Genomic DNA, 14,410 nt, shown 5'->3' on the forward strand with positions numbered 1-14,410 from the left:
TTTTTGTGCAAGAAAAAAGTCGCAATTAGGTTTGCGACTTTTATTTATTCTATATTTTAAGCAAAGAAAGACTCGTCTGTTACTCTTTCATAGTGTGGCATTTCTTCACCTGGACTTGCAACTATTCCATTTTCTGCAAGCATTTTTGTAAGTTTATCAATGTATTGGAATGCTCTGCTTATTACTTCATCATCACTTTTTGCTTTATCTAGATATGTGCCGTTATCGAAAAAATGTGTTGACATTCAATCCATAGATTCATATAAAAATGCAAATTCTGCTCTATCATCAGGTAAAAATTCCTTATATTCTTGGCTTTGTTTTACATTTTCTGGAGCCACTTTTATCAGTCATTGAGTAAAGTAATGAAGATACATATACACTTCAAAATAATAAGATTCAAGTGGACCAAAGCCCATGTATTTGTATTCAAATTTTTTAAACAATCCCTTTTCAGTAAAAAATTTATCTTTTAGCTCAAGTAATTGTCGTAGGTACCAACCTAATCCGCCCATAAAATAATCGGTTATTTTCTGATCTGGATCACCAAAAAGTTCGCTTGTTGCTTCTGTTTTTCAGTCATATTTGAAGTTATCATTATTAAAATCGACTAGCTTATTGTAGTAGTAATATATCAATCAAAAGACTAGTCATTTTTGTGATAACTCGTCACTGTCGCCACTGTTGGCATCATTTCACATTTCTTGGATTTTTTTAAAGTCTTGAACTGAGTTTTCGCTTTGCAATTCAACTGCTTCTTGTTTTGTTGCCTTTGTATTTTCTGTTATTTCATTAATTTTTTCTCTTGCTTTATATTCATCTGTATATATGTAGCTTTGACGTTTTGTATTATTAGCAATTAATTCATCACTCTTTTGAACTATTTGTTCTAACATTGCATTATTTCAAGCTTTTACTAGCGAATCATACAAGGTTTTAACATCAAGATTTTCGTTAGTTTCCAACGCATTTGTAACAGCAGTGATTTGATTATTTAATTCAATCATTGTTTGGCTTGGTTGTTCACCTTTATTTTGATCATATCAAGATTTTGCATCTTTATTTTTGAAATATAAGTTAAGTTCTTCAATCATTGAATTAGTTTCATTAATTGTTTGAATTGCTTGTTTATAAGGTGTCACATCTTCTGAAATCACAACGTTTGTTGCTAACAAGTTTTTAGCAATTGTGTCAATTTGTTGCTGTTTTTCGTTTTTGTCTTCACGCTTTTGAATTTCATTAAATTCTAAAACTAAATCATTTGAACTAACTTGTAAAGCATAGTATTCGTTTTTAATTTTAATAAGCTCATTTCTACGTAATATAATAATGTTTTCAACAACTTGATTAATATTGTTTGTTGCTCTAGTTATTTGAATAGTTGTACTTAAAGTGTTTTTTGTATTGTCGTTTAGTACTTTTTGCAATTGTTGTTTATATTCGGTAACATCATCAACTGAATTATTTAGTTTTTGCATTAGTTCACTAGCTTTTTGAACTGCTAGATTATATTGTTCTCAAGCAAGAGCTTCTTGCGCTTTTTCTATAGCTGTTTCAAGGTTCTTGTTAATTTCTTGTTTTTGTTCAATTGGTAGATTCTCTTTAAAATCTGTTGCATTTTTATCCAAGGCATTTTGGGCATCTTGTGAAGCTTTCAGTGAACTTTCAGTGTTTACTGAGTCTAATGCTTTTTTTAGTTCAGTTAATTTTGTCACTAAATCAGTGTTTTGATTGTTTTGGTTGTTGTTTTCTGCATCTTGTGTTTCTTTGGTAATTTGATTTTCTAAATCACTAATTAATGTTTTCAATGAATCATTTTTAGCAACCAAATCGCTATTTTTATCTTCTAAAGCATGAGTATTTTGAGTAATTTCTTGACTATATTTATCAACATTTTCACTCGTTTTTGTTAATAATTCATTTGCTCTATTTATTAAGTCTGAATTTTCTTTTTTAAGTTGTTCGTTAATTTGATTGTATGTGTTTTTAGCATTATCAAAATTTGTTTTAAGCTCATCATTTTGAGAAGAAATTTTAACTAAATCATTATCATTTGTCGCTTGGGTAATTAATTCATTATTTTTAGAAAGTGAAGCATTCAAAGTTTCATAATTATTGTCGTTTGCAATATCTACTTTGTTTGTTTGAATTCACTGATTTATTTCTTCTATTAAATTCTTATTGTCGTTTGTTTTTGAATCAAAAATAGCCTTTTGATTAGCTAATTGTTTATATTTCTCAATTTCTTCTTTTAATCTTTGTAGGAGACTTTTTAAATTCTCATTATTTTTATCTAGTTGACCCTGAGTTGATAAATTTAGACTTTCTTCTGTTTTAGCAATTATTTCGTTGATACTATTGAATGCATCTTTGAATGCTTCATTTTCTTTATTCTGTTCCAAAAGACTCTTAATTTCATCAAGAGTTTTTCTTATTTCGCCTTGGTCTGCTTTTGGTTCTTGTTTCTTAGCCAGATTGCTTTGCGCCAAATAAGAAATAGACATACCTGTTGCTACCGCTGTTAAAAGAACTAACAAAGCACTCAATTTGGTAGTTTTTTTCATATTACTCCTTTTTTTTTAAAATATTCTAAATTGTACTACAAAAAGGCCTATGTGAGTTTTTTAGCACTATATAAAAGGCGTTTTTCGCTTTGAATCAAATATAAAAAAGCAAGAAACTTACAGTTCTTGCTTGAAAACGATTATTCAATGTAAAAGGCAATCTTTTGACCTTCCGAATCAAATTTCGGGTCAGTTTTTGACCGAAAATAAAAACTTACAGTCAAATTATTTTTAGCCTTTTTGGCATCATAAGTAACAAAATTTGTGTTGTCTAGCTTACTGAAATCATAGTCACTCACTGGATATACATTTGGTCTTTGACTATCAATTAACTCTTTAAATCAATCAAAAATTCGTTGTTTAAATTCTTGTGACTCAAAGTAAGTTGAATCTGAACTACTTGGATCATTGATGATTGCTTTTAAACTTGGTAATTTTTTGTTAAAGGCCAGAATGAAATCGGAAGACTGGATGTTAATTTTAGTTTGCAAAATTTTAACTTTTACATCTTGGAATTTGTATGTAGGAAAATTTGAGTATTTATCCTGACTTGCACTTACTCAATAAGAAATTTTTAAATAATCAGGTTCATTTTCATCCCAGTTGAGCGCAGTGAAAGTTACATCTATGTTTTTATTTTGAGTGAAATTAGCATTAAAAGAAATTATTGTGCGAATAAATTCATTTGGACTCTGCTTAGTTACATCTTCAACAATTGGTTGAGCGTTTTCTTCTGTTGTTGCATCATTAGCAATTTCGGGTTGTGTTTCTTTTTGTGCTCTAATTTCTTGCGGTGTAAATTTAGGCGCTAAATCTGGATTAACATTAGCTAAATATCTTTGATAAATTTCTTTAGCATTATCCAAACCAATTTTATCCATTTGTGTTAATTTAATAGAATTGGCATCTTTTTCATATTGTTCTTTAGTATATTTTTTTTCATGCACTGTTTGTGAGTTGTAGTACACAAAATAAATAATACCTGCTAGTGAAAGAACTGAAAAAACTCCAATAATTGGTCATAAAATGCGCGGTGAAATGCTAATTTTCTTCTTCATTTGCTACCTTACGTTTGAAAAATCTTGGTTTAGCATTTGGATCTGGTTTAGTAAATTTACATTTAGGAAATTGTTCGCATCCGATGAAACGTTGACGATTTGACTTGTTATAACGATAAACCAATTCATGATCACATAGAGGACATTTTTCACCAACATACTCTCGCTCTAGTTGACTGACTTCCATTGTTTGTGAAGCACTATCATAAACCTTGTTAAAACTTGTTCAAAAATTATCCATTACTTCTTTTAGTTGCTCTTGACCTTCAGCAATTCTATCTAATTGTTCTTCAACTTGCGATGTATATTCTTCATTGATAATAGTACTGAAATTATTAACTAGTTTTTCATTGATTACTTGTCCAAAATTGGTTGGTACTAGACTAGTTGCTTGTCTTTCAACAAACATTCTTTTCTTAATAACGCTAATAGTAGTTGCAAAAGTTGAGGGACGTCCAACTTTAATATCATCCAGCATTTGAATTAATGAACCTTCGGTGTATCTTGCAGGTGGATTAGTTTGTTTTAATTCATGAATATATTCACTAACTTTTAGTTTTTGACCAACTTCAAAACTTGGAATGTCAATGCTTTTTTCCTCATCATCTTTTTTAACTAAGCTACAACCAGGAAAAATTATTTTCGAAAATGATGTTTTGTAGCTAAAAGAACCATCTCTTAAATCATATTGATAGAATTCGCGAACTGGTGCCTTCATTAAAGACATCAAAGTTTTGTCATAAACTAATTTGTAAATGTATGCTTGCTGAGGTGATAAATTATTAATTTTCTTAGCACTTGCTGGATCTAAATCAAGTGATGTAGGATGAATCGCTTCATGGGCATCTTGCTCTCCACTGAAGCCTTTAACTGTTTCTGTTACATAATCTTGACCGTATTTTTTAGCAACAAATTCTTTAGCTTCAACAACAAACCGATCTGACATTCTAGTTGAATCAGTTCTTGGATAAGTAATAAGTCCGAGTTCAAATAATTTTTGTGCTGCATTTTGTACAACTTTTGAGTCATATTTGGCTTCACGATACAAAACTGCTTGTTTATAAGGGGTAACATCTGTGTCTTTTCGTTGACTAACTTTGAAATCAACTACTTCTAGGTAATGGGTTTTTGTTTTGAGCGCTTGAGCAGCGATTTCTGAACTTAATCAAGTGTTTTTGTCAAAAATACTTGGTTTTAAGTATAAATCAGCAACAACTCCATTTTCAAGTTTTGCTTGAATTGTTTCGTATTTAACCGGAACAAAATCATTAATTTCTTTTTCACGATCACAAACTAGTTTTAAAGCAATTGATTGCACTCTTCCGGCCGATGGTAAAGTTGGAGTGTTTTTTGTTGTTTTCTTCATTAGTTTTGACAACTTAAAACCAATAATCCGGTCTAGCATTCTTCTTGCTTTTTGGGCTGAAACTAAGTTTTTGTCAATGTCATGACTATTTTCAATTGCTTCTTTGATAGCACGAGCAGTAATTTCGTTATATCTTACACGACGATATTTATCTTCTACACCTAAATAATCAACTAAATTTTGAGCAATCGCTTCACCTTCACGGTCAGGGTCAGTTGCAATATAAACAACCGAAGCATTTTTTGCTTCAGCTCTTAACTTTTTGATTATTTCTTTTTTACCTTTTTCTTCGGCATATAGTGGTTCTCAGTTGTCTAAATCAATTCCTAATTGATCTTTTCCTGTTGTTTTTAATTCTAAAATATGTCCTTTTGAAGCAAGTACTTTGTAATCAGAACCTAGATATTTTTGAATAGTTTTTTCTTTATTAGGTGACTCAACAATTAGTAATTTACTCATAATGTATAAAGTTTATAGCAAAAAGGGTTAAATAGGTTAAAAAAATACTTTTTTTAGTTGGCAATATAAAAAAGCTAGTCATAAGACTAACTTAAATTAATTACAGCACTGATTTGAACTGGTGCATGATCACTTACATAATTAACAGCATAAATTCTTGTAATGTCTTCTTTTAATTTGTTTGGATTCTCATTTGCAATTCAAGTTTTTACATTTTTGTAGTCAAAATCCTTTTTAAAAAGATCTCACATGTTGTAACGATAAGGATAAGCAAAAGGAAGGTATTTATCTTCTAAACTATGTTTTTCTTTTTTATCTATGACATCTATATCTTTACTTTCAATAAATAAGAAACGATCATATTTAGATGACCATGCTCTTTCACTATTTTTTAAAGTCGTCAAATCGGAATTGTCCGTTCTGAAGTTGTACACTTTTACTCCATTATTGTCACGATCGATTTTTTGAAAAATAGTATCTTCAATAATATTTGTGTCAGCACCAAAAATAATAGCTGAATCTGGGTTGGAAATTCTTTTTACTATATTTAATAAATATGGAATAAAAAGTGCTTCAGCAACTTCTTGCTCTCCTTGTCCTTTATAAAATTGTGAAGGTTTCTCAATTTCTCTTCTTCCTGCTCCTGGCGAATCAAAATGAGCAAAAATGGTCGATATGCTTCTTTTTGGATTAGCTTTCAATTTAAATTGCAAGGCAAATGGTGGACGAACATAGTAACGCTTATTTGCGATTTGTTCTAAAAATGAAAAACCTATTTTATTTGTCGAAAATGGAATTGGTTCAACTTTGTTGCTATCGTAAATTATTGCAATAGATTCTCTGCTTTTTTCGTAACGCGGATCGGTTGAAACACTTTCATTTTCAGGTTGAGCAATGTATTTGTAGTTTTTGTTGGTTAGTTTGTTTAAAACATCAACAATGTATTGGACTTGGTCACTTCTACCATCATTGATTTCGGTCAAACCGAAAATGTCTGGTTTTTGTTGAGAAATTATTTTAGCAATCGCTTGCACTTTGAAGGAATTTTCACTCATTCAAGAATTACCATAGTTTTTTATATTTCAGTGCATTATGTTTAAAATTTCGTACTTGTCTCACGACAAGAATGAAGTTTTTGTGTCTAATTGTGTATTTTCGTTATCAATAGGTTCTACTTTTGGTGGTATGGGATTTTCTGTTTTATTGTCGGAGTTTTGACTGTTTCCTGACTCGTTATTAGAAACTTCTTTATTGTCAATATTAATGGTTAATAAGTATTGCTTTGGACTTTCTACATTACCTTCATCTTTGAATTCTAAAATTTTGAAATTCAAAGTTAAATTGTTTGACTTATTATTGAAAGCAAAATCAATTTGTGTAGATTCTGAATTAGACACATTGCCTAGAGCAAAATCTTTAGGCAATATTTCAGAAAGATTTATAAAGACATTGTTTTCTAAAGTGGAAGTACTTGGAGTTTGAGAACGACTGAAAGTTCAAGATATTGTTCTTAATTCATCACTAAAAAATAGTCTACATCTTCTATCTTGAAGACGTGATTGCAATTTACCATCTTTGTTGTTTATAACTTGTAGTTTAGAATCTTTAATTTTGTTATAAACTGCATCAAATTTGCTGACATTTTGCTGTTTATTATCGTTAGGAGAAGTCGGATTATCTTCTTTTTTGTTTTCTTGATCATCAACTTGTTTTATATCTTGTTCGTTATTGTCGACAGGTTTATCTTTTGGAGTGTTTTGGTCGGTATTTTGATTTTCATTTTTGCTATTATCTATTGGTTTAAGATCGTCATGTTTTTGTGTGTCAATTACGTTAGCTAAATTGTCAATTTCAACACTTAAATTTAGATCTTGATTTGTTAAAAAAATTACTTGGTTATCTTTGTAAATTGCCGCTTTGAAAAATATTTGGAAAGTATTGTTTTCAACTTTGTAATCTAGTAAAAGATTAGGTTTTTTTCATTGTTCTGATAGCTTGTTAACTAAAATTCAATCTTGTTTTCATAATGATTTTATTTCATCATCAAAGACAAAAAGTGGGTTATTTTCAGTATTAATTGTTTTATTTTGAGTGTCAAAAATCAATGAATTTTGATTTTTTATCAAGTTAACTAATAAAGAAATGTTATTTTTATTTAACAAAACATGATTCTGAATTTTTGAAGCAAAAAAATCATTAAATCTTTTAAAGTGACGAGATAAATTAAAATGTTTCTCGAAAGGTCTCTTGTCAAAACGATGTCGATTATTAACAAAACTTTTTTCAACCAATCAGTATTTGATTCGTAGAATTCCGTTTATTGGATCAAATGAATATTTTATGTCATTATTTACATTGTTTGAATCCAAACCTTGATTTGACAAAGTGTCTTTTTCGAGAGTTGCTAATTGATATTCATTATTGTTTAGTTGCAATATTTTTTGTTTACTTTCAGCATCTACTAAACAATTAGATGTTGAGTTAAAAAGCAATATTTTTTGTTTACTTAATTCTTCTCACAGTATTTCATTATCTTGATTTTCATCGACTAAATTGAAATCTAAACTGTCATTGACTTTTGTTAAGTCAAGATTGTAATCTTTTTCAGGTTGTTTTGGATCTGTAGCAGTATTTTTGCAACTTGCTATCGCAGTGGGACTAATTAAAACACCAGCAAGCGCAAAATTTGTTATTAATAGTTTTTTCTTCTTGAACTTTTTCATCTTTTCTCCGATACTTTAATTTTAACAAATCGCCTTCTTGCTTTTTGAAAGCAAGGCAAACAAAAATTTGCCTTCTAGGGCAAATTAATGTTGAATTATTTTAGTTGATCTTGTAGATTGTCGATTTCAAAGGTTGTTTTCAATAATTTTCCTGCAACAATTGCATCATGGTAAGCAACGAATTTTGAAGCTAGATAGTAAACTGTAACATTGTTTCCATCTACAACTACATTTAAAACGTTGTTTGAAGATTTTGTTGTGGTCCCGTTGTAGCTGTTATCAACTAAAGGAGTTGAATTGCTTGTTATTTGGAAGTATTTTGATCTATTTCCATCATCTGGACGCACCACACTGTCACTTCATTTGAAAATTACATTATTTGCTTCTTTAGCTTTTTGTCAATCATTTGTTTCATATGCGATAACTGTTGAGTTGTGATAATCATAGAAAAATGTTCAATTGTTTTTTAAAAGCTTTTATTAACAAATCTTTACTATTGTCATTTGCGTAAACTAAATTATTATCAATTGAATTAGCTCATTGAAGTAGTAAAGTGTTTGTCGAGTATTTAACATCTGGGTTTACTTGAGTTAATGGATTTACACTAGGTGTACTTTCTTTATTTGTTTCAGTGTTGGTAGTAGTGTTTGTTTCAGTTTTGTTTTCAGTGTTTGTTGTGTTATTGGTTGTATCAGACTTTGTGTTTGTTTCGATATTTGTTGTGTTGTTAGTGGTTGTATTGGTTTCAGTTTTGTTATTTGAAGTTTTAGTGTTTTGGTCATCTTTTTTGACTGTTGTTTGACATGAAATAGCTGACACTGCCCCCACTATCGGAACTAAAGTAAAAAGTGAAAATGATAAAAGTTTTTTAGATAGTTTCATAAAATTGCTCCTTCGAAATTAAAGTTATTGACGTAATTATAGACAAGTTTTTGACATTAATTTCGAGAAAAAAATATTTTTATTTTCGCGCTAAAAAGACAAAAAAATGGTATTAGTACCAAAAATTAAAATGTTTTCGATCGAATTTTGTTTATTTAGATTTCCAACTGATCATCAAGTTTGTAGTTATTGACAATTTTGGCATTTGACTATAAATTAAATTTTGATTAAGCGTTTTGCAAGTTCAAAAATAAAAGAAAAAATCAGGTATTCCTGATTTTGAATCACGTATTATTTTTTGAAAACGATATAAAAATCACGTTTCCCTCTTTTTAAAAGACCCTTTTTACCATCAAACTTGTCAAAGTCTAATTTGCTTTGTGAATCTGTTATAACCTCAGCATTAAAACTTAAAGCCTTATTATTTAAAAATTCATTGAATTCACGACGAGAACTTAAAATCGAATTGTTTACAACAAAATCAATGACACTTTCATCTTGATATTCGAAAACTGGTAAAAATCCTTTTAGAAGTTCAAAATCATCGTCGCTTAAGTTTAGAATGTCGTTTTCAAAAAGTTTTTGACTAATTTCTTCACATTGTTTGGCCGTTTTTTCCCCGTGAACAATTTTAATTGTTTCAAATGCTAAAACTTTTTGGGCGTAACGTTGTCTTTTATCAGCATTTGATTTTTTCATAATATGTTCAATTTCTTCTAAAGAAACAAAAGTTAATCATTTTAAAAGTTTTTCAACGTCTTCATCGCGTTGGTTGACTAAGTATTGATACATACTATATGGCGAAGTTTGTTCACGGTCTAATCACAAGCTTCCCCCACCAAACGACTTACCGATTTTGTTACCATTCGAGTCTGTTAATAAATTGCAAGTGATACCGATTGCTTTATGATCTTCGCCATGCAATGTTTTGATAATTTCTAGACCGGTTGTGATATTACCTCATTGATCTGAACCACCAAGTTGAATGCAAACATTGTGTTTTTCGTACAGTAAGTTAAAGTCGAGTCCTTGAATTAATTGATAACTAAATTCAGTAAATGTCATTCCATTTTTTAATCTTTGTTTTACTGAATCCTTAGCTAACATATAACTTACATTAACTAATTTTCCGTTATATTTAAGAAAATCTAGAAACTTCAAATCTTTATAAAATTCATAATTATCAATTACTTTTAAACCAAAGCTTTCTAATTGTTTTTTAATTTTGGCTTTGTTAAATTCTAGAGTTGATAGATCTATTTCCTTTCTTTCACTTTCACGAAAAGAAGGATCTCCTACCATACCAGTTGCTCCGCCCAAAACGGCAATAGCATTAAAACCTGCTCTTTGAAATCTTAGCAAGTTAACAATATGAATGTAGTTTCCTAAGTGTAAAGAAGTAGCGGTTGGATCAAATCCAGTATAAACTCCAGTTGTGTGATCAAAAAGATTGATTTTATCTTCTTTAGAAATATCTTTAATAATCTGACGTTTTTTTAAATCTTCAATTAATTTTTGCATCTTATCTCCTAACAATTTGTGCTTGGCTTCTTAGTAATCTAATATAATTAATATTTAAATTATAAGACTAACAAAATATATCTTTTAATTATAAGTATTTTTTAAATTATTGGAGGAGTAATGAAAATTGCCATTGTAGTTGATTCCAGTTGTGGGCTTACTAAAGTTCAAGTTGAAAAATTAGGTTGATTTTATTTACCAATTCAAATAACCATTGACGACAAAAGTTATTCAGACGGAGTTGAAGTTGATGCTAAAACTATTTGAGCAAAACAAAATGGTGCTAAAAATGTTTCAACTTCTGCTTCTTTACCACGTGATATCGAAGCAATCAAAAGTCAAGTTGCTGAGTACGATAAAGTGTTAATTTATCCAATTAGTACTGAATTATCACGTCAATACCAGTCTTTAAAAATCATGTTTGAAGACTGAGAAAGTGAAAATAAAGCATACGTTGTTGAATCAAAAAAAATCTCACATGCGATTGTGCTAGATATTTTACGTTTTCAAAAAGCGATTAAAGATGGTGCAAGTTTTGAAAAAGCTATTGGGATATTTGCTAAACCGCAGGACAAAACTTTACTAATCCCGCAAGAAAACGAAGCATTAGTAAGAGGTGGCAGACTATCTCCTGCTGCTGCAAGCATTGCAAAATTATTAAAAATAGTACCTGTTATTGAATTTCGTGATGGTTTACTAGACAAATATGCCAAAGGAAGAATTTTTGAAAAAACTTTAACTAAATATGCAAGAGAACTTTACGAAAACAATACAAATGCTGAAGACAAATATTTCTTGTTTAACAATGCTGATAATGTAGAAATTCAAATGCTAGTAAGCAAAATTTTAGAAGAAAATAATTTGAGTCGTGCTTTTGTGTTTCCATTGTGTCCTACTATTGCCATTCATACTGGTAAAGGCGCAATTGCTTTTTCATACCTAACTATTACTAAAGATGAAATAGAAACACTAAAACAATTTGGATACGTATTTAAAAAATAGGAGTAATTTATGGATTTAAGTTTAAGTTTTGTAGCTAAAAAATTAAATTTAAAAGAAGAGCAAGTTAGTGGTGTATTGAATCTTTTATCACAAGGGGCAACTGTCCCTTTTATTAGTCGTTATCGGAAAAGTGAGACTGGCGGACTAGATGAAGAAACAATCGGTGAAATTGATAAACTATACAAATACAACACAGAATTAAATAAACGTAAAGAAGCAATCATCGAAATTTTGACTGAAAAAGGCCTTTTGACTGAAGAAATTAAACAAAAAATTAAACTTTCAGAAACTAAAGCAGAAGTCGAAAATATCTATGAGCCTTTCAAAGTTGGAAAGAAAACAAAAGCCACTGAAGCTATAGCTCTAGGGCTAGAACCTTTGGCTAAAATCATTTTTAGTACTCGTAACACCAATTTTGATCCTAAAAAAGAAGCAGCTAAATACGTCAATGAAAAAGTTAAAGATGTCGACTTTGCCATTGAACAAGCTTCATTCATTATTAGTCAGTGAATGAGTCAGGATCTAGGAGTGCGTGATTATGTTAAACGTCAAATCTTGTGAAATGGGCTTTGAAAAACTAAACTAAAGAAAAATGCTATTGACGAAAAGGAAGTTTTCAAAGATTTTTATGATTCCGAACACAAAATAAATAAAACAGCGAATCATAGAATTTTAGCCTTAGCAAGAGCACAAGAATTAAAAATTATCAATGTGTCTTGAGTCTTTGATGAAAAAGCAATCATTGAACAATTAAAAAATAAATATTGCAAAAATCCTTCTACCAGTCAAATTAATCTTCTTGCTTTAGAAGATAGTTTGCAAAGATTAATTTTCCCTTCAATTGAAAGAGAAATTGAGAGTGAATTATTCGACAAAGCACAAAAAGCAGCTATCGAACTTTTTGCACAAAATTTAGAACAAATGTTACTTGCACCGGCAGTTAAAGATAAGACTATTTTAGCAATTGATCCAGCTTACATCAATGGATGTAAAATTGCTGTTATTTCAAAAACTGGAGCCGTTTTGAAAATTGACATTATTTATCCAACACCGCCGAAAAATGATTTCGTAGGATCCAAAGCAACACTGACAAAATTACTTCGTCAATACAACGTTGACATTGTTGTTATTGGTAACGGAACAGCTTCAAGAGAAACTGAAGAATTTGTTGCAAAAGTGATAAATTCAGAAAAAGATTTTAGCCACATTTTCTATGCAATCGTGAGTGAAATTGGTGCCAGTGTTTACTCAGCTTCAAAGACTGCTATTGAAGAATTTCCTGACCTTAGTGTCGAGCAAAGAAGCGCAATCAACATAGGAAGAAAATTCCAAGATCCACTTAATGAATTAGTCAAAATTGATCCTAAATCTATTGGTGTAGGTCAATATCAACATGATGTTAATCAAAAAGAACTGGCTGAAAGTCTTACTTTTAAAGTTAATAAGGTAGTAAACCAGGTTGGAGTCGATGCTAATACTGCTACAAAAGAAATTTTGACTTACATTTCTGGACTTAGTGCTAAAACAGCAGCCAATATTGTTGATTACCGTAATGAAAATGGAGCCTTTAAAAATCGTAAAGAAATTCTAAAAGTTAAAGGACTTGGAACAAAAAGTTACGAGCAAGCGATTGGATTTTTAAGAATTTATAATTCTGAGAATTTTTACGACCGCACTCAAATCCACCCTGAAAGCTACGCTCTTGCCAATCAATTAATTAAAGAACTAAAAATTGATCTAAATAACATTGATACTGCAAAATTAAAACAAGCAAATAAAGAAGAACTAGTAAACAAGTTAAATTCAAACAAATATGATATCGACTTGATTCTAGAAGCGCTGATAAATCCAACCAAAGACATTCGCGACCAAAAAGATGGATTCGTCTTAAGAAAAGATGTTTTAGATATTGAAAATATAGAGCAAGGGCAAATTTTTGAAGGAAACGTACTGAATATTACTGACTTTGGAATCTTTGTTTACATCGGAATAAAACAAAGTGCCTTTGTCCACGTTTCGAATCTGTCGCAAAAATTTGTTAAAAATCCACGTGACGTTGTTTCAGTGGGTCAAAAAGTTAGAATCAAAATTCTTGATGTTGATGTAAAAAGAGCGAGAATAAGCGCTCAAATAGTTGAATAAGAAAAAGTAAAAGCACCGCCTCGGCGATGCTTTTTTTATCATCTTTTATAGACACTTAATCTAATAGAAAGGAGGTTATGTCACGAAAAATATTATTCGCTAAGACAACATTAAAAATAATATCACCTATAACAAATTTAAAAAAGAGACAATCATGTAGGAGCATTAAACATGAAATATAACTTAAAAATTATATTAACCTGAAGAATAAAAAATATAAAAATATTAGACGATTATTTTAAAAGTGAAATATTTAATGATAAGAGATATAAAAAATAAATAAAATATACAATTCAATGAAAATTAATATTATAAGGTTAGGATATTTAAAAACATGAATTGAAATAAACGAAAAATTGAAACTTTTTGTATTACGAAATTTAAGGAGTTTAGGTTTAAATTCCGAACTTTTGACGATTTTTATAAAAATTTGAAAATTATGTAAAATAGAGAAAAATAAATAAAAATAAAATAGATATATAAGAGTGAATAAGAGCCCTACTTTTTCGGCCTAGCCCGGGGCTCTCAAAACTAAGCTGAACTCTTTTTTATCTTTACATAATAATTTTAAGATTTTTGCTTGCTAAAGTATATAAATTTTTAATTTTTTTTGTTTCAGTTTAGTTACAGAAAATATGCTATAATAATATCGATTCGGTTAAAAAGCTAACTGGATTTATTTAATAAATGTCT

At 29.6% G+C, this 14,410-nt stretch carries 9 protein-coding genes; 2 read left to right on the forward strand and 7 right to left on the reverse strand.

The window, feature by feature from the left end:
- Window positions 1-56: 56 nt before the first annotated feature.
- From ACWXVT_RS02870 to tyrS, 7 genes are all read right to left on the reverse strand, one after another.
- A complete protein-coding gene (locus ACWXVT_RS02870) occupies window positions 57-2,564 on the reverse strand; it encodes a hypothetical protein (protein ID WP_455968020.1) in 2,508 nt (835 codons plus the stop codon).
- A 140-nt stretch (window positions 2,565-2,704) separates the two neighbouring features.
- Window positions 2,705-3,622, reverse strand: coding sequence for a hypothetical protein (locus ACWXVT_RS02875; RefSeq protein WP_455968021.1), 918 nt, complete (start codon window positions 3,620-3,622; stop codon window positions 2,705-2,707).
- Window positions 3,606-5,447 carry a type I DNA topoisomerase gene (gene topA / locus ACWXVT_RS02880; protein ID WP_455968023.1) on the reverse strand — a complete coding sequence of 614 codons (1,842 nt, stop codon included), beginning with the start codon at window positions 5,445-5,447 and terminating at the stop codon, window positions 3,606-3,608. Before topA ends, ACWXVT_RS02875 begins: the two co-directional genes overlap by 17 nt.
- Before the next feature lie 86 nt (window positions 5,448-5,533).
- Window positions 5,534-8,170 (reverse strand): MnuA family membrane nuclease, encoded by a 2,637-nt coding sequence (locus ACWXVT_RS02885; protein WP_455968025.1) that lies wholly within the window; start codon window positions 8,168-8,170, stop codon window positions 5,534-5,536.
- A gap of 95 nt (window positions 8,171-8,265) precedes the next feature.
- Window positions 8,266-8,520 carry a hypothetical protein gene (locus ACWXVT_RS02890; RefSeq protein ID WP_455968026.1) on the reverse strand — a complete coding sequence of 85 codons (255 nt, stop codon included), beginning with the start codon at window positions 8,518-8,520 and terminating at the stop codon, window positions 8,266-8,268.
- Window positions 8,521-8,557: 37 nt separating this feature from the next.
- Window positions 8,558-9,052, reverse strand: a complete 495-nt coding sequence (locus ACWXVT_RS02895; RefSeq protein ID WP_455968028.1) for a hypothetical protein — start codon at window positions 9,050-9,052, stop codon at window positions 8,558-8,560.
- 291 nt (window positions 9,053-9,343) lie between these two features.
- The gene (gene tyrS, locus ACWXVT_RS02900; protein ID WP_455968030.1) at window positions 9,344-10,573 is read right to left on the reverse strand and encodes a tyrosine--tRNA ligase; all 1,230 of its coding nucleotides are present in this window, start codon (window positions 10,571-10,573) and stop codon (window positions 9,344-9,346) included.
- 120 nt (window positions 10,574-10,693) lie between these two features.
- Between tyrS and ACWXVT_RS02905 the strand changes: the two genes are divergently transcribed.
- Window positions 10,694-11,575, forward strand: coding sequence for a DegV family protein (locus ACWXVT_RS02905; RefSeq protein ID WP_438341643.1), 882 nt, complete (start codon window positions 10,694-10,696; stop codon window positions 11,573-11,575).
- A gap of 9 nt (window positions 11,576-11,584) precedes the next feature.
- Window positions 11,585-13,717: a Tex-like N-terminal domain-containing protein gene (locus ACWXVT_RS02910; protein ID WP_455968032.1), complete on the forward strand. Its 2,133-nt coding sequence runs from the start codon at window positions 11,585-11,587 to the stop codon at window positions 13,715-13,717.
- Window positions 13,718-14,410 lie beyond the last annotated feature (693 nt).

The organism is Mycoplasma sp. 1573 (assembly GCF_053851775.1).